We start from the raw sequence: 16,095 nt of genomic DNA on the forward strand, positions 1-16,095 counted from the left end.
ACATAAACTGCTGCGACCCTGCCCGGCGTGTCTTCGCCGAGGTTTATGTGTCGCGATGAACGGGCCGAGCTCCGGCTACTGCAGGTCGACGGACTTCCCGGTGGCGGCGGCGTAACCCGCGCGGTAGCCGAAAACCATTGCCGGGCCGATGGTTCCGCCGGCGCCGCCGTAAGCCCGGCCGGTCGCACCGGCCATCGTGTTGCCCGCGGCGAACAGGCCCGGGATAGGTTCCCCACTGACGTGCAGTACGCGGCCGTCGTAGTCGGTGCGCGGTCCGCCCTTGGTGCCCATCGCGCCGATGCACACCGGGACCGCGTAATAGGGCGCGGTGTCGATCGGGCCGAGTGTCTTTCCGGCAGCTGTGGTGGCACTGTCATCGCCCCAATAGCCGTCGTACGCACTGGAACCGCGGCCGAAGTCGGGATCGGCGTCCTGCGCGACATGACGGTTCCACTCGTCGATCGTGCGGATCAGGCCGTCGGCATCGATACCTGCCTTGGCACCCAGTTCGTTCAGGTCGGCGGATTCGCAGAACCAGTCGGGAACCGGCTCCCCGGGCCCGATACCCAGAAATCCGTAGCGCTGCAGATGAACTGCATCGAAGACCATCCATCCGCGATCGTTGACGTACCCGCCTCGCGGATCCAGGTAGTGGAACGCGCCGGCCATCGAGTTGTAATCACAAGCCTCATTGACGAATCGGTGCCCCGCCTCGTTGACGATGATGCTCCTCGGCCGAGTGCGCTCCAGCCGCACGCTGCGGCTGCGCTGCTTGCCTTCGATCGTGTCGCCGGGGATTTGGACGATCGGGACCCACCATGCTTCGCCCATGTTGGCCAAATCCGCGCCGTGTGCCATCGCCATGCGCAGCCCGTCGCCGGTGTTGTTCGGCGGGGAGACCGCACCGTGCATCGGGCCCCGCAGGAATGCCTGGACCAAGCCCGGATCCCATTCGAAGCCGCCGACACCCAGGACGACGCCGCGGCGCGCGCGCACGTTGATGGTCCGCCCGGACAGCGCGATGCGGACCCCGGTGATCTCTGCGCCCTCGGCGATGAGTTCTTCAGCCCGGGCGTTGGTGTGCGGGGTTACTCCCGCGTCGAGCAATCCCTTGAGCAGCCCGGCTATCAGTGCGGTGCCGGCCACGCACAGATCGCTGCCTTCCTCTATCGCCGCGTGCAGGCGAGCGCGGGTTTCGGCATCGAAGCCGACGTTGGACCAGTCGGCGGGAAACGATGTGATCCGGCTGCCCCACTCGCCGATTTGGTTGAGGTCGAACGGTCCCGCGCTCAGCGACCGGCCCCCAGTCGGCTGTCCTCCCGGCAGCTCCGGCCGGTAATCCGGGAAACCGGTAGCGACTTCGAAGCGCAGACCGCTGTGCGCCTCCACGAATTCCAGCATCGCCGGGCCGGTCCGCACGAACGTCTCGACCAGAGCGTCATCCATCGTGCCGAGTGACTGTGCGCGCAAATACTTCAACGCGTCGTCTTGAGTCAATTCGCCGTCGGGAGAACGGTTATGGGCGGGAATCCACACGACGCCACCCGACACCGCGGTGGTCCCGCCGACGGTCGGGGCCTTCTCGAACACCTCGACAGAGGCGCCGGCGGCCACCGCTGACAGTGCGGCGGTGAGCCCCGCCCCGCCAGTGCCGAGCACGACGACATCGACTTCGGAGTCCCAAGACATCAACTGCTATCCCTTCAACTCAGCAGCTCGGACAACTGCTTCGCGGCTTTGACGACCGCCTCCCTCCCGCGCATCACGACATCTTCCCGATGCGAGATGAGGTTGATGCACGTTGGTGGGGACGGAGCTTGGCGGTGGACCGACACGGCCAGGCCGTACGTATTCGGTTCGATCTCTGCATAAGTCGTTACCCAGCCACGCTCGCGCGCCCGCGACACCAAGTCCCGTTCACCGGGGCGCGGCGGCAGGCTGGAGAGCAAGGCGATTCCGGCGGCGCCGCGGTCCAGGGGATACCGGCTGCCCTCGTGAAAGGACAGCTGGTAGGCGACGTGGCTCGGCACGATCACCGCGACCGCCACCTGTTGGTCACCCTCCGCGACGAGCAACGACACTGTCGTGCCCAGCTCGTCGGCCAGGGCGCGCAGCGTCGGCAGACTCAGTTGGCGCACATTGCGGTCGAACGACGCACCGAGCACTGCCAAGCCCGCGGCCGGCCGATAACGCCCGTCTTCTCCCTTGGCCACCAAGCGGAACTGGGTCAACGTCGACAACAAGCGATAGGCGATGGTCCGGTGCACGCCGACTTGGTCGGCGAGTTGCTGCACCGTCAGCCCGGTCGGGGAAGCGGCCACCATTTGCAGCGCGGTAATTCCCCTGGCCAGCGTCTGCGAGCCGGTACTCGAACCCGTCACAGTCTTGACAGACCTCCATGCGAGAGCGAAGCTCTAATATATAACGCACGCTAGTGTGCGATATTCGCACACGAGATAAGTCTAAAACGAGAACCAGATTTCCACCAGTAGTGGGCAGAGAGGAACCGTGGCGGAGTTCGAAAGCATCTGGAGCGATCTCCAAGGTGTCGCGTTTGAGCAGGGCTATCTCAACGCCGGGGGCGTCAGGACCCGCTACCTGCGCGCCGGCGATCCCGGCAAGCCGGTGCTGGTGCTGCTGCACGGATCCGGCGGCCACGCCGAGGCCTATGTCCGCAATCTGGGCGCGCACGCCGAGCATTTCTGGACCTGGTCGATCGACATGCTGGGCCACGGTTACACCGACAAGCCGGGCCACCCACTGGAAGTCAGCCACTACGTCGAGCATCTGCTGGCGGTGCTGCGCACCATCGGTGTGGATCGTGCCTACATCAGCGGTGAATCGCTCGGGGGCTGGGTGGCCGCCCGCACCGCCGTCGACCATCCGGATGTGGTTGAACGACTGGTCCTTAACACCGCCGGTGGCTCCCAAGCCGATCCCGTCGTGATGCGACGGATCATCACGCTGTCCATGGCCGCCGCCGAGGACCCGACCTGGGAAACGGTGCAAGCGCGCATCAAATGGCTGATGGCCGACAAGACCAAGGATTACGACGACCTGGTCGCCAGCCGCCAACGGATATATCGCCAACCGGGATTCGTTTCCGCCATGAGCGACATCATGGCGTTGCAGGACCCCGAGATTCGCGCGCGCAACATCCTCGGCCCGAACGAATACGGGTCGATCATCGCGCCCACGCTGGTGCTGTGGACCAGTGACGACCCCACCGCGGATGTGACCGAGGGACGCCGGATGGCGTCGATGATCCCGAACGCGCGCTTCGAAGTGATGCCGGGTTGTGGTCACTGGCCGCAGTACGAGGACGCCAAGACCTTCAACCGCCTGCACCTCGACTTCCTGCTGGGGCGCTGATGGGGAGCGCCGGGCACGAACCGAAAGGCCTAGATGTCGACGTTGTCATCGTCGGCGCGGGCCCGGTCGGCTTGACGCTCGCCAATATCCTTGGCCTGCAGGGCATTCACACGCTGGTCGTCGATGAACGAGACTCCCTCATCGATTACCCACGCGGGGTCGGCCTGGACGACGAGGCGCTGCGCACCTTCCAGTCGATTGGTCTGGTCGACCGAGTCCTGCCGCATACGGTCCCGAACCAGATCCTGCGTTTCGTTGATGCCAAACGCCGGGTGCTTGCCGAAATGGCGCCGCCCGATGCGCGTTTCGGTTGGCCGAAGCGCAACGGGTTCGTGCAACCGCTCGTCGACGCCGAATTGCTTTCTGGTCTTGACAGATTCGACTGTGTCGAGGTGCGGTGGAGCCGGCCGATGACGGCCTGCGAGGAAACCGCCGATGCGGTGACGGTTGAGCTTGGCGGCGATCCGGACGCGTCCACGGTGCGGGCGCGTTACGTCGTGGGCTGCGACGGCGGCCGCAGCATGACCCGCCGGATGATGGGCGTGTCCTTCGACGGCACGACGTCGTCGACGCGCTGGTTGGTGGTCGACATCGCCAACGATCCGCTGGGCCACCCCAACAGTGAGGTCGGGGCCGACCCTGAACGTCCGTATGCCTCGATTTCGATCGCGCACGGGATTCGCCGCTTCGAGTTCATGATTCACGCCGACGAATCCGATGAGGAGGCCGAGGATCCGGCCTTCCTGAAAGCGATGCTGGCCCGCATGGTGCCGAACCCCGACCGGGTCGATGTGATCCGGCGCCGGATCTACACACACCACTCGCGCATTGCCGGCGCGTTCCGCAGCGGCCGGTTGCTGCTGGCCGGCGACGCCGCGCACCTGATGCCGGTGTGGCAGGGGCAGGGCTACAACAGCGGAATTCGGGATGCGGCCAACCTGGGCTGGAAGCTGGCGGCGGTGGTCAGCGGCCGGGCCGACGACGGACTGCTGAACACCTACGACGTGGAGCGCCGCAAGCACGCGCGGGCGATGATCGACCTTTCCACCATGGTGGGTCGAGTCATCTCGCCGACCAACCGACGTATCGCCACGGCACGCGACCTGCTGGTGCGGTCGGCGTCAATTGTGCCCACGCTCAAGCGATATGTGCTGGAGATGCGGTTCAAGCCGATGCCGCGGTACGAGCAAGGGGCCGTCGTGCACTCGGTACCGCGCAGCGCCGAATCGCCCGTCGGCACCCTGTTCATTCAGCCTCGGGTTGATACCCGGACACAGGCAGATGTCCTGTTGGACGACGTGCTGGGCACTTGGTTCGCCGTGCTGTGCTGGAACAACAACCCGCGCAAGATTCTCGGCGATGAGGCCTTCGCGCAGTGGAAATTGCTGGGCGCCCGCTTTGTTGCACTGCGGCCGTCGACTCAGCTGCACTGGACCGGGCACGACGATCCGGATGTCGTCGTCGTGGGCGATCGCACCGGCGGCCTGAAGGGCTGGTTCGACAGGCACCAGGAATCGGTGGTCTTCCTGCGTCCCGATCGGTGCATCGCGGCTGCCTGTATCGCGCAGCTGGCTCCCGAGCTGAGCGCGTCGCTGCTTGATGCTTTGACGCTCATCCCGGGAGGGGGTGACGTCGACAGTGGCAATGGCTCTGTGCTGTATGTCCCACAGCCCGCTCCTGAATCTTCCGGGGCCGTCGCGGGACCTGCTTGACGATATCGAAGGCGGCATCGCGCAGGCGCGGGAATTCGTCCGCGATTACGATCCCGAACTCGTCGTGATCTTTTCCCCGGATCATTACAACGGGTTCTTCTACAAGGCGATGCCGCCGTTCTGTATCGGGTTGAACGCCAACGGAGTTGGTGATTACGGCACACATGCCGGTCGGCTCAACGTTCCGACGGACCTGGCCTCGCAGTGTGCCGATGCCGTGCTCGACGCCGGTGTCGACATCGCGGTGTCGGCCAGCATGGACGTGGATCACGGCACCGTGCAGCCGCTGGAGAAGCTCTTCGGGGATGCCACCTCGCGTCCGGTGATACCGGTTTTCATCAATGCGGTCGCGGTGCCGCTGGGACCGCTGCATCGGTGCCGGGCGCTGGGCGCCGCCGTGGGCACCTTTCTGGCCACCCTGGACAAGCGGGTCTTGGTGATTGGATCCGGTGGACTCTCGCACAGTCCGCCGGTGCCGACGCTGGCGACCGCACCGCCAGCGGTCTTGGAGCGGATCGTGCAGGGCCGGCCGATGACGTCCGAGCAGCGGCAAGCCCGGCAGGCGGCCGTCATCGCGGCGGCCAAGGCGTTCGCCGGTGGCGAGAGTGACCTGCAACCTCTCAACCCGGCGTGGGACCATCGTTTCCTGGAGATCATCGACACCGGCCGGCTCGCCGAGTTCGATCACTGGTCGAACGCGTTCGTACTCTACGAGGGCGGTGGCTCCGCCCACGAAATACGAACGTGGATAGCGGCTTTCGCCGCACTGGAAACCGCGGGACCGTATCAGACTGCGCTGCGCTACTACAAGCCGGCCGAAGCGCTGATCGCCGGGTTCGCCATCAGGACGGCAGTGCCGACATGACGGATGTGGATATGGACGGTTTGGATCACGTCGTTGACGTGTTGATCGTCGGGTCTGGCGGTGGCGGCATGGCGGCCGCCCTGACCGCGCACGCGTCCGGGCTCGACGCGTTGGTGGTCGAAAAGTCCTCCTATTTCGGCGGTTCCACCGCCTTGTCGGGAGGCGGCATCTGGGTACCCGGAGCGCCCGCGCAACGCCGGGAGGGCTACACCCCGGATCCCGAAAGCGTGGTCGAGTATCTCCTCAAGATCACCGACGGCCTGGTCAGCGAGGCGCGCATCCGGCAGTACGTCGAGTCGGCACCGAAAATGCTCGAGTTCTTCGAACAACTGTCGGGCTGGTTTGAGTTCGTCTGGAAACCCGGCTACGCCGACTATTACCCGGAATTGCCGGGGGGCTCCGAACTCGGCAGCACGATCAACGTGCCGCCCATCGATCTGCGCAAATTGGGCCCGGACGAACAGAGGATGCTCAAGCCGCTCGCGCTTGCGCCCAGGGGAATCTGGCTGGGCCCCAAGGAACTTCGGGCCTTCTACCGGATCAGGCAGTCCTGGGCCGGTAAGGGTGTGCTGCTGAAGTTGATTTGGCGAATGGTCAAGGCGAGAGCATTCAACGAGCGGATGGCCGCGATCGGGCAGTCGTTGGCCGCACGGCTTCGGCTCGCGATGCGAGAGAGTGGTATTCCGTTGTGGCTCGACGCACCGATGACCGAGTTGCTCACCGACGCAAACGGATCAGTGACCGGAGCGGTGCTCGAACGTGACGGCGCCAAGCAGCGGATCGGTGCGCGCCGAGGAGTCATCCTGGCTTCCGGCGGCTTCGACCACGACCTTGCCTGGCGCAAGGAGCAGCTACCCGTGGTGGACCAGGACTGGAGCTTCGGCAATCCCGCCGCGGTGGGTGACGGCATCCGCGCCGGCCAAAAGGTCGGCGCCGCAACCGACCTGCTCGACGAGGCCTGGTGGTTCCCGGCCATCCAATGGCCCGATGGCCGAATGCAATTCATGCTCAACGAGCGGATGATGCCGGCGCAGTTCATCGTCAACGGCGAGGGCAAGCGCTTCATCAACGAAGCGGCGCCGTATATGGACTTCGGCCACGCCATGATCGACGGGCAGAAGTCCGGAGTCACTCACATCCCGTGCTGGCTGATCACCGATCACCGGTCGTGGAATCGTTATGTCGTCGGCGGCCACCTCCCGATACCGAAAATCCCCGGCGCTCCGGTCCCCACCGGCCGTAAGGTGCCGTCGGCCTGGCTGGAATCCGGCGTGGTCAAAGCGGCGACCAGCTGGGACGACATGGCAACCAAAATCGGCGTCCCGGCAGCCGAACTCCGGGCAACCGCGGCTCGTTTCAACGAACTCGCGCGTAAGCGTCACGACGACGATTTCGACCGAGGAGACAGCGTTTACGACAATTACTACGGCGATCCGACGCTGCCCAACCCCAATCTGTATCCGCTGGGTGACCCGCCCTACTACGCGTTCCGAATCGTCCTCGGCGATCTCGGGACCTCGGGTGGTCTGCTGACCGACGAATACGCCCGAGTGCTGCGGCCCGACGGCACCATCGTGCCCGGGTTGTATGCGGTCGGTAACACCTCGGCGCCGGTGATGGGCCGCAGCTATGCGGGTGCCGGAGCGACCATCGGTCCCGCCATGACCTTCGGCTTTGTCGCCGCGAAACACCTTGCCAGCCAGGCTTAATCTCTTGAGGAGGTAACAATGAAAATTTCACTGTTCTACGAGTTCGCCCTACCGCGTCCGTGGGTTCCGGATGACGAACATGTCATGTTGCGAGACTGCCTGAACGAGGTAGAGGCCGCCGATAAGGCGGGGTTCTCTACCGTCTGGCTGACCGAGCACCACTTCCTCGAGGAGTACTGTCACTCCACCGCGCCGGAGATATTCCTGGCCGCGGCCAGTCAGCGGACCAAGAACATCCGGCTCGGGTTCGGCATCATGCACCTGCCGCCCGCGGTGAATCACCCCGCACGGGTGGCTGAACGCATTGCCACCCTTGACCTCCTGTCCAATGGGCGTGTCGAGTTCGGCACCGGCGAATCCTCCTCCGTCGGCGAACTGGGCGGGTTCAACATCGATCCCGCCGACAAGCGCGGGCAGTGGGAAGAAGCCCTCGAGGTCGCGATCCGGTGCATGGTCGAGGAACCCTTCTCAGGGTTCAAGGGCGAGCACGTCCAGATGCCGGCCCGCAACGTGGTGCCCAAGCCGCTGCAGAAGCCGCATCCGCCCGTCTGGGTCGCCTGCACCCGGCCGGCGAGCGTGCAGATGGCCGCCCAAAAAGCCATCGGCGCATTGAGTTTCGCCTACACCGGTCCCGGACCGCTGACCGAGCGAGTCAACGGTTACTACAAAGAGTTCGAGGAGAACGGTGTGCCGGTCACACCGCAGATCAACCCGAACATCCTGGCCATCGGCGGCGACCTGTCGATGATGGTCGCCAAGACCGATGAGCAGGCCCTGCAGCGCCTCGGGCAGGGCGGCGGATTCTTCTCGTTCGGCATCATGCACTACTACATGACTGGCGTGCACACCCCCGGGCGGACCGGAGTGTGGAAGCGCTACCTCGAAGAGGTCGAAAAGGATCCGACGCTGGCCTACGGCCCGGGACGCGGCGCGATCGGATCGCCGGCCACCGTGCGCGAATTCCTGCGTGGCTACGAGGAGAGCGGCGTCGACGAGATCATCCTGCTGCTCAATCCACGCAGCCACGAGGGCACCATGGAATCCATCGAGCTGATGGGCAAAGAGGTGCTGCCCGAGTTCATCGAGCGCGACCAAAAGGCGGTGGCCGAGAAGGCTAAGCGGCTGGCGCCCGTCATCGAAAAGGTCGAGGCGAGGCGGAAGGAATCCACCGCACCGAAATTCGATGAAAACTACTCCTTCGGCGGCCTCCCCACCGGTCGTGGCGGTAAGTTCACTGCTAGCGAGATCCCCGAGGCCATGGCCGAGATCAACGAGGGCCGTGTCCAGGCGGCGCAGCGCGCCAAGGAGGAGCGCAGCACGTGATTCCGGAAGCCGGTTAAGCCTTGGCAGCAATCGACGGACTGTGGCGATACGACGGCCGCCGTGCGGTGGTGACCGGATGTGCGTCGGGCATCGGCGAACAGGTGGTGCGACAACTCACCGAACTGGGGGCCGAGGTCGTCGGACTGGACAAGCGCCGACCGTCCTTCGGCGTCAACGACTTCCATGAGTTCGACCTCGCCGACCAGGAGTCGATCGATGGAGCGGTAGCGTCCATCGGCGGGCGGGTCGATGCGCTTTTCAACGTCGCCGGGGTCTCGTCCGGGATCGGCAACCCGTCGCTGGTTGCCACGATCAACTTCCTGGGCCTGCGGCATGTCACCGAGGCGCTGGTTCCCAAGATGGCCGCGGGGTCGTCCGTCGTGAGCGTTTCCTCGCTCGCGGCGGCCGCCTATCGGGAACATGTGGAGGCGGTGGCCCCGCTGCTGAATACGGTGACGATGCAAGAGGGCATCGACTGGTGTCACGACCATCCGGATGCGCTGGGCAACGGCTACCAACTGTCCAAAGAAGCGATCATCTTCTACACGATGCGAAGCGCCACGCCGCTGGGCGCCCGGGGCATCCGGATCAACTGCTCCGGCCCGGGGGTCACCGAGACCCCGATCCTTGATCAGTTACGGACGGCGTACGGGCAGGGCTTTCTCGACGACATTCCCAAGCCCCTGGGTCGTGTCTCCGACCCCACCGAGCAGGCTACGGTGTTGCTCTTCTTGAATAGTCGTGCAGCCAGCTACATCACGGGACAGGTCATCTGGGTCGACGGCGGAAACGTGGGTGCCGCGATCGCCCGTGAACTCGAGGAAGGAGCCCCTCCAGATGAGTCGAGCTGACTTGACTGATTTTCGGCGGGCCGCGCGTGACGTCTCTAATTGGGGACGGTGGGGCGCCGACGACGAGCTTGGCACGTTGAACTTCATCACCGCGGACAAGGTCGCACAGGCCGCGAGCCTGGTCAGGCATGGCAAGGTGTTTGCGCTCGGCGTCGACTTCGGTGCCTCGGGTCCGCAGGGTGCCTTCGAGTTTCGGCATAACCCGGTCCACATCATGACCGTCGACGGCGGCGACGTGAACACGCTGGCCAAGTACGGGCCGACCTGGCCGCGTAACCCGATGGCCCAGCAGCTGAGTAGCTACATGACGGCCGACAACCCGTTCCGCTTCAACGACGACATGATCATCATGCCGTTGCAGGCAGCAAGCCAGTGGGATGCGCTGTCCCACGTCTACTACGACGATTACCTCTACAACGGCTTCCCGGCGGATTCGGTGACCAGCATGGGCGCCTACCACTGCGGCATCGACAAGGTTGACGTCAAGGGCATCACGTCCCGCGGTGTGCTGCTGGACCTGGTTCGGCATCGGGGGGCCGACGTCTTCCTCGAAGCCGGAAACCCGATCTCCCCGGAAGAACTCGACGACGTGGTCCGCGCGCAGGGCGTGACGATCGGGCGAGGCGACATTGTGCTGATCCGGACCGGCTGGTGGACAAGGTTTCTCATGACCGGGAACAAGACAGAAGGCTATTCCGGACTGGACTGGCGATGTGCGCAGTGGCTGCATGATCGCGAGATCGCCGCCGTGACCGCAGACAACCTTCAGGTCGAAGACCTGGAGTCCGGGGTCGACGGGGTAACCTTCCCCCTGCATCTGCTCTGCCTGCGCGACATGGGGATGATCTTCGGCGAATACTGGAATCTCACCCCGCTGGCAGAGGACTGCGCCGCCGACGGTGTCTACGAGTTCCAGCTCGTCGCCCCGCCCCTGAGCGTGGTCGGCGGGGTCGGCTCCCCAGTCAACCCGATCGCGATCAAGTGACGGACTTTCAGCGCAAGACCATGCTGGTGGACGGTCTGACCACCGGCTACCTAGAGGCCGGCGAAGGCGATCCGGTGGTGTTGCTGCACGGTGGTGAATTCGGCGCCAGTGCCGAACTCGGTTGGGAACGCAACATTTCCGAGCTGGCCGCGCACTATCGCGTGCTGGCACCGGACATGCTGGGGTATGGAAATTCGGCGAAGGTCGTCGACTTCGTCGACGGCCGGGGGATGCGAATACGGCACGTGGCCCGCTTCTGCGAGGTCCTCGGCATCGACTCGGCGCATTTCGCCGGCAACTCCATGGGCGCCATCAACCTGCTCAACGACGCCACCTCGGAGGCGCCGCGGTTGCCGGTCCGTAGCTTGATGATCATCTGCGGGGGCGGAGAGATCCAGCAGAACAAGTACTTTGAGGCGCTGCAGGAGTACGACGCATCGCTGCCGGCGATGCGGTGCATCGTCGAGGCGCTGTTTTACGACGCCAGCTATCCTGCCGACGACGACTATGTGCGGCGCCGCTATGAGTCCAGCACCGCGCCCGGGGCATGGGAGGCCATAGCGGCGGCCCGTTTTCGGCGTCCTCATGCCCAACCCTCGTCGACGCCGTCGAGTAGCCGACCCTACGAGCGCATCGGTGTGCCGACGCTCGTCGTCGAAGGCGGAGGGGACAAGCTGCTACCGGCCGGGTGGGCCGCTGCGATCGCCAAGCAGATCGACGGCGCGCGCTCGGCGGTGGTCGGCGACGCCGGCCACTGTCCGCAAATCGAGCAGCCGTCAACGGTCAACGACTTGCTGCTGGAATTTCTGTCCTACGCTCAGAAGACGTAGTCCAACCGGGTCATCATCCCGGCGACTTGGTGGTAGGTGTTGTGGCAGTGCATCTGCCACACGCCGGGGTTGTCGGCCACCAGGACGGCAAGGACCTTCTGCTTGGGCAGCACGATCACCGTGTCCTTACGGGCGCCGAGCGTTCCGTCGGAGTTGATCAGCTGGAATGTGTGCCCGTGCAGGTGGATTGGGTGATACATCATCGTCGTGTTGTCGAACGTGATGGTGGGTCGTTGCCCCTGTTCAACGTGTAGCGGATTGGTCTTGCTGTAGGGCTCGCCGTTGATCGTCCAGTCGTATTGGACCATGTTGCCGCCTAGTACGACCGGAATGTTGAGTCCCGGTTCGGGCCTGCTCAACATGACCGGCGTTGTGGCGGTGAACATGTCGACGGTTCCCACGCGCTTGGTGAGCTCGGTCGGCTGAAATTGTGGGTCGGGCGGGCTCCCTTTGCCGGTGGACAGCAGCGCCCGCGCCAGCGCACCTTTGCCCTCAGCCAGTGCGACCAGCGGGAAGACGCCGTCGGCGGCGGTCACGATGACGTCGTACCGTTCGGCCATCCCGATGAGCAGGGCGTCGACCTGCCGGGGCACGACGGGGAAACCATCGGTGTGGGTGACCATCATGGTGTGGCCGGCGAGCGCAACGCGAAATGCCGTATCGGAGCCGGTATTGATGAAACGGATCCGGATCCGCTGGCCCGGTTTCGCGTTGAAGCTGGTGGGAGCCGCGGGAATTCGGCCATTGATCAGATAGTACGGATAGGGGATGTCTCCCGCGTCGCCGCCCAGAAGGTCGCTATTGCCGACGCGCCCTGCCGGTGCCGCGGGCGCAGAGGTGCTCAGGCTTGTCGAGGTTGTCGGGCTCGTCGAAGTGGTTTCGCTCGTCGAGGTTGTCGGGCTCGTCGAAGTGGTCGAGGTCGTGGAGGTAGTCGGGGTTGTCGAGGGTGCGGCGGGCATGTTGGACATGCCGGCTTTGTTCGGGTTCGTGAGTTCCTCATAGAGCTGCTGCGGGCTCTTTCCTACGCCGTCCGTCCAATCATCAAGGACCACAATCCATTCGACGTCGTAATCGCCCTCAGTGGGGTTATCGATGATAATCGGCAGGTACAGGCCGGTGTCTTCGTCAAGCCCGGTGTGCGGATGGCCCCAGTAGGTGCCCGAATTAGGCACTGAGAACCGGTAAGTGAACTCCTGGCCGGCATCGATGTTCGGGGTGGCGGGTTCCGCGCCGTCCATGTTGTTGCGCAACGCGATACCGTGCCAATGCACCGATGTCGGGTGATCCAGTCGGTTGGAGACCTTGACCTCGAGCTCGTCGCCGACCCTGGCGCGGATCAGCGGTCCGGGGATCGTGTCACCGAAGGCCAGCGTCCGCACGACCGGCCCGCCGATGTCGATCTGTGTCAGCTGCGGAGTCAAACTGGCGGTCACGGTGCGCCCGCTGTGTGGCCGTGCCGCTTCCGCGGCGGCGATCGCGTCCGCCATCTTGGCGGCACTGCTCGGTGCCGCGGAATTGGAGTGGCCACAGCCCACCAGCGTCAATCCGCCGGCGATGCCGGCCGCCATCAAGCCTCGCCTAGTGAGCCGCGCCCCGTCGAACGGAACCCCACTGGTGGGTAGCACCGGCATTGGTCGCTCCTCGTCGTCGGTCGATTCCTCCTGGGCGACTTATACCGTGCTCGGGAGTTAGCCAGAACGCAACCGTTGACAACGGATCATTGGCTGATCTCAGACTGCCTGCGTCTGGGAAGTCATCCAGTCGCTGAAGCTGGTGGGGTAGATGGTCACTTCTTCGCCCTCGATGGGAACGATCGTGCGCTCGTCGAGCACCGCACCGTAATACTGGGCATCCGGGTCGGTCACCACCTCACGGGGATCGTCCGTTGCGGCGAACCGAGTCCGGATGAAGTCGTCCATGCCCTGCTTCTCGGGGCCGGCGATATTGATCAGTCCGACCGGATCACCGATCGACGCGCGCGTGACGGCCGTGGCAACATCCGCGGCCGCAATCGGCTGGAACGCCCCATGCGGGGAGCGAACCGTGTCACCGTCGGCCAGCGAATCGGCAATGCCGTCAACGAATTCGAAGAACTGCGTGGCCCGGACGATCGAGTACGGAAATCCCGATTCCACGATGACTTTCTCCTGGGCGATCTTGGCCCGCATGTAGCCACTTGCGGCCGCTCGGTCGGCTCCCACGATGGAGAGTGCGACGTGGTGCGCCACGCCGGCGGCCCGTTCTGCCTCGAGAAGGTTGCGAGTGGAAGTGGTGAAAAACTCCAGCACGTCATCATCGCCCCAGGACGGCGAGTTGGACACATCCACCACCGTGTGGACACCGGCGACGGCCTCGGCGAGTCCCTCACCGGTGATGGCGTTGACCCCTGAGCGGGGCGAGGCCGGGACGGCTTCGTGTCCCAACTCGGTGAGCTGGGCGACAACTTGCGATCCGATGAGCCCGCTGCCGCCGACTACCAAAACCTTCATGTGCACGCCTTTCATGCTTCCCGATGAACTGGCCTATTCAGCATGGCCCGCGAGCGGCCGCGTCGGAACCCCCGAAAATCCGTTAGGCGAACCGCCGGGCTGGGCCCTCGTCGGTGCTGGCGACCGAGTAGCAGGCCGCGGTCGAGATGATCGTCGGCACCACAAGCGAGAGTACGAAGACGAACATGACGAATGCGCGGTTGGGCGTGGTCAGCCAGCCGATGGGAAGGCGCGCGAGGCTGACGGCGAGCCATGACGCGGCGACCGCGAGGAACAAGGTTCCCACGGTGGCGACCTTGATCGAGCGCAACGCCAACTGCGTTGGTTCGGCCGCGTTGGCCAGCGAGCGGTTGAGGTTTTTGGTGCGGATGTAGACCACGACGAAATCAAGCACGATGACCAGCGCGCAAAACGTCACGATCGCCCCCGTCAGCCAGAGCGCCGGCCGGTGGCCGAGCACGAAATGCAGGTAGTCGATGCTCGTTTCGCTCATGATCAACGTCGTCGCCATCGCGGCGCCGAAGGTCAGCCACCCGCCGAGGTCGGCCAGGAAACAGAAGGCGCGGATGTCCGCGGGATCCTCCTTGGGGGCCTTGTTCACCGCGTGAGTGGCAAGCATCCAGCCCAGCCCGCCGAACAGTCCGGTGGTGCCTGCCGCGAGCATGCCGGTCGCCAGATTGCCCTGGGTCCAGGCGATCGCGCAGATTGCCTGGCGGTCGCCGTTCTCGGGCGGATGAGTGCCGCTGATGAGGCTGAACAGAAAGCTGTCGAGCATCAGGATCAGCACCGCCGAGGAGAACAACGCCAGGGTGTGCACGCCTTCTCGACTGCTGCGGTCGAACAGCAAGGCGATCGCGGTGATCAGGAATCCGCCGAGCACACCGGCGAGCTGCGACGTCGACGGCGCCGACGCGATCATGCTCCATTGGTCGGATGTGCAGAAGGTATCGGGATTCATCGACGCTGCAATCCGATAGTGATCCGCTCGCTCATGGGCCAAACATTAGCCAGCGCCGATCGCGACCAAGCCACATTGGGCCACGTCGCTTCGCTGGCGAGCGTTCGGTTCCGCAAACACTTAAATCAGTTGCTTGACTTAAAGCGGCGCGGCCCATTAACTCGTCGTGTGGTTAACGAATTGGACGGCAAGGTCGCCATCGTCACCGGCGGGGCGTCCGGCATCGGCCGCGGCATTGTGGAGCGTTTTCTGGCCGAGGGTGCGAAGGTCGTCATCGCCGATGTCGAAACCGAGCGAGGCGAGGCGTTGGCCGCCACGCTGGGTTCCGGCGCCGTCTTCCAGCAGACGGACGTTTCCGTGCCCGAACAGGTTGGAGCACTGGTAGCCGCGGCCGTCGAGAAGTTCGGCGGCCTGCACGTCATGGTGAACAACGCCGGGATTTCCAGTCCCCTGGGCCGATTGCTCGACGACGACCTGGCCGATTTTCACCGCGTGATGGGCGTCAACGTGTTGGGCGTGATGGCCGGTACCCGAGATGCCGCGCGGCACATGGCCGAAAGCGGCGGCGGCTCCATCATCAACATGACCTCGATCGGCGGGATCCAGGCCGGCGGCGGCGTGATGACCTATCGCGCGTCCAAAGCCGCGGTCATCCAGTTCACCAAGTCTGCGGCAATTGAGCTGGCGCGCTACGAGATTCGGGTCAATGCCATCGCGCCGGGGAGCATACCCACGCCGATCTTGGGGAAGTCGGCCGCTGGGATGGACCCGGAGGAGCTGGCGCAGTTCGAGGCGCGGATTCGCCAGGGGATGCGGGATGACCGGCCGCTGAAGCGCGAGGGCACGACCGATGACGTTGCCCAGGCCGCGCTGTATTTCGCCACCGACCGCTCGTGCTACGTCACCGGAACCGTGCTCCCGGTCGATGGTGGGACCTCGGCCGGCAAGGCGATCAGACCGACGAAGCGCTAGGGATGACGCCTAGCCGTCGCCTGCAGAGT

The 16,095-nt window shown here is 64.8% G+C and carries 14 protein-coding genes; 9 read left to right on the forward strand and 5 right to left on the reverse strand.

Annotation, left to right across the window (positions count from 1 at the left end):
- Positions 1-75 precede the first annotated feature (75 nt).
- Together ACTXG5_RS09990 and ACTXG5_RS09995 are read right to left on the reverse strand one after the other, a co-directional pair.
- Positions 76-1,689: an FAD-dependent oxidoreductase gene (locus ACTXG5_RS09990; RefSeq protein WP_445163505.1), complete on the reverse strand. Its 1,614-nt coding sequence runs from the start codon at positions 1,687-1,689 to the stop codon at positions 76-78.
- A 14-nt stretch (positions 1,690-1,703) separates the two neighbouring features.
- Positions 1,704-2,381 (reverse strand): IclR family transcriptional regulator, encoded by a 678-nt coding sequence (locus tag ACTXG5_RS09995; protein WP_445163506.1) that lies wholly within the window; start codon positions 2,379-2,381, stop codon positions 1,704-1,706.
- Positions 2,382-2,508: 127 nt separating this feature from the next.
- On the opposite strand from ACTXG5_RS09995, the gene ACTXG5_RS10000 reads away from it, so the two are divergent.
- Genes ACTXG5_RS10000 through ACTXG5_RS10035 form a run of 8 tightly spaced genes read left to right on the forward strand, consistent with a single transcriptional unit; the run spans position 2,509 to position 11,647 of the window.
- Positions 2,509-3,372, forward strand: coding sequence for an alpha/beta fold hydrolase (locus ACTXG5_RS10000; RefSeq protein WP_445163507.1), 864 nt, complete (start codon positions 2,509-2,511; stop codon positions 3,370-3,372).
- The gene (locus tag ACTXG5_RS10005; RefSeq protein ID WP_445163508.1) at positions 3,372-5,084 is read left to right on the forward strand and encodes a bifunctional 3-(3-hydroxy-phenyl)propionate/3-hydroxycinnamic acid hydroxylase; all 1,713 of its coding nucleotides are present in this window, start codon (positions 3,372-3,374) and stop codon (positions 5,082-5,084) included. The genes ACTXG5_RS10000 and ACTXG5_RS10005 overlap by 1 nt, the downstream gene beginning before the upstream one ends.
- Positions 5,032-5,949, forward strand: a complete 918-nt coding sequence (locus tag ACTXG5_RS10010) for a 3-carboxyethylcatechol 2,3-dioxygenase (protein ID WP_445163509.1) — start codon at positions 5,032-5,034, stop codon at positions 5,947-5,949. Before ACTXG5_RS10005 ends, ACTXG5_RS10010 begins: the two co-directional genes overlap by 53 nt.
- 11 nt (positions 5,950-5,960) lie before the next feature.
- Positions 5,961-7,658 carry an FAD-binding protein gene (locus tag ACTXG5_RS10015; protein WP_445164348.1) on the forward strand — a complete coding sequence of 566 codons (1,698 nt, stop codon included), beginning with the start codon at positions 5,961-5,963 and terminating at the stop codon, positions 7,656-7,658.
- A gap of 18 nt (positions 7,659-7,676) precedes the next feature.
- The gene (locus tag ACTXG5_RS10020) at positions 7,677-8,981 is read left to right on the forward strand and encodes an LLM class flavin-dependent oxidoreductase (protein WP_445163510.1); all 1,305 of its coding nucleotides are present in this window, start codon (positions 7,677-7,679) and stop codon (positions 8,979-8,981) included.
- 20 nt (positions 8,982-9,001) lie between these two features.
- Positions 9,002-9,832, forward strand: a complete 831-nt coding sequence (locus tag ACTXG5_RS10025; RefSeq protein ID WP_445163511.1) for a coniferyl-alcohol dehydrogenase — start codon at positions 9,002-9,004, stop codon at positions 9,830-9,832.
- Entirely contained in the window at positions 9,819-10,817 is a 999-nt protein-coding gene (locus ACTXG5_RS10030; protein WP_445163512.1) for a cyclase family protein, read from the forward strand. The genes ACTXG5_RS10025 and ACTXG5_RS10030 overlap by 14 nt, the downstream gene beginning before the upstream one ends.
- Positions 10,818-10,837: 20 nt before the next feature.
- A complete protein-coding gene (locus ACTXG5_RS10035; protein ID WP_445164349.1) occupies positions 10,838-11,647 on the forward strand; it encodes an alpha/beta fold hydrolase in 810 nt (269 codons plus the stop codon).
- Here the strand turns inward: ACTXG5_RS10035 and ACTXG5_RS10040 are convergent.
- From ACTXG5_RS10040 to ACTXG5_RS10050, 3 genes are all read right to left on the reverse strand, one after another.
- Positions 11,635-13,278: a multicopper oxidase family protein gene (locus ACTXG5_RS10040; protein WP_445163513.1), complete on the reverse strand. Its 1,644-nt coding sequence runs from the start codon at positions 13,276-13,278 to the stop codon at positions 11,635-11,637. The genes ACTXG5_RS10035 and ACTXG5_RS10040 overlap by 13 nt on opposite strands.
- A 99-nt stretch (positions 13,279-13,377) precedes the next feature.
- A complete protein-coding gene (locus ACTXG5_RS10045) occupies positions 13,378-14,136 on the reverse strand; it encodes an SDR family oxidoreductase (RefSeq protein WP_445163514.1) in 759 nt (252 codons plus the stop codon).
- A gap of 82 nt (positions 14,137-14,218) precedes the next feature.
- Complete coding sequence (locus tag ACTXG5_RS10050) at positions 14,219-15,094, reverse strand: hypothetical protein (protein ID WP_445163515.1); 876 nt, start codon at positions 15,092-15,094, stop codon at positions 14,219-14,221.
- Between the two features lie 168 nt (positions 15,095-15,262).
- On the opposite strand from ACTXG5_RS10050, the gene ACTXG5_RS10055 reads away from it, so the two are divergent.
- Positions 15,263-16,066 carry an SDR family NAD(P)-dependent oxidoreductase gene (locus ACTXG5_RS10055; RefSeq protein WP_445163516.1) on the forward strand — a complete coding sequence of 268 codons (804 nt, stop codon included), beginning with the start codon at positions 15,263-15,265 and terminating at the stop codon, positions 16,064-16,066.
- The last annotated feature ends 29 nt before the right edge of the window (positions 16,067-16,095 follow it).

The sequence above is a fragment of the Mycobacterium sp. Dal123C01 genome (genome assembly GCF_052566995.1).

Bases quoted from the DNA above. Each gene is read 5' to 3' on its own strand.
- ACTXG5_RS09990 (WP_445163505.1), bottom strand. From the start codon at position 1,689: ATGTCTTGGGACTCCGAAGTCGATGTCGTCGTGCTCGGCACTGGCGGG.
- ACTXG5_RS10005 (WP_445163508.1), top strand. From the start codon at position 3,372: ATGGGGAGCGCCGGGCACGAACCGAAAGGCCTAGATGTCGACGTTGTC.
- ACTXG5_RS10010 (WP_445163509.1), top strand. From the start codon at position 5,032: ATGTCCCACAGCCCGCTCCTGAATCTTCCGGGGCCGTCGCGGGACCTG.
- ACTXG5_RS10015 (WP_445164348.1), top strand. From the start codon at position 5,961: ATGGACGGTTTGGATCACGTCGTTGACGTGTTGATCGTCGGGTCTGGC.
- ACTXG5_RS10020 (WP_445163510.1), top strand. From the start codon at position 7,677: ATGAAAATTTCACTGTTCTACGAGTTCGCCCTACCGCGTCCGTGGGTT.
- ACTXG5_RS10030 (WP_445163512.1), top strand. From the start codon at position 9,819: ATGAGTCGAGCTGACTTGACTGATTTTCGGCGGGCCGCGCGTGACGTC.
- ACTXG5_RS10035 (WP_445164349.1), top strand. From the start codon at position 10,838: ATGCTGGTGGACGGTCTGACCACCGGCTACCTAGAGGCCGGCGAAGGC.
- ACTXG5_RS10040 (WP_445163513.1), bottom strand. From the start codon at position 13,278: ATGCCGGTGCTACCCACCAGTGGGGTTCCGTTCGACGGGGCGCGGCTC.
- ACTXG5_RS10045 (WP_445163514.1), bottom strand. From the start codon at position 14,136: ATGAAGGTTTTGGTAGTCGGCGGCAGCGGGCTCATCGGATCGCAAGTT.
- ACTXG5_RS10050 (WP_445163515.1), bottom strand. From the start codon at position 15,094: ATGAATCCCGATACCTTCTGCACATCCGACCAATGGAGCATGATCGCG.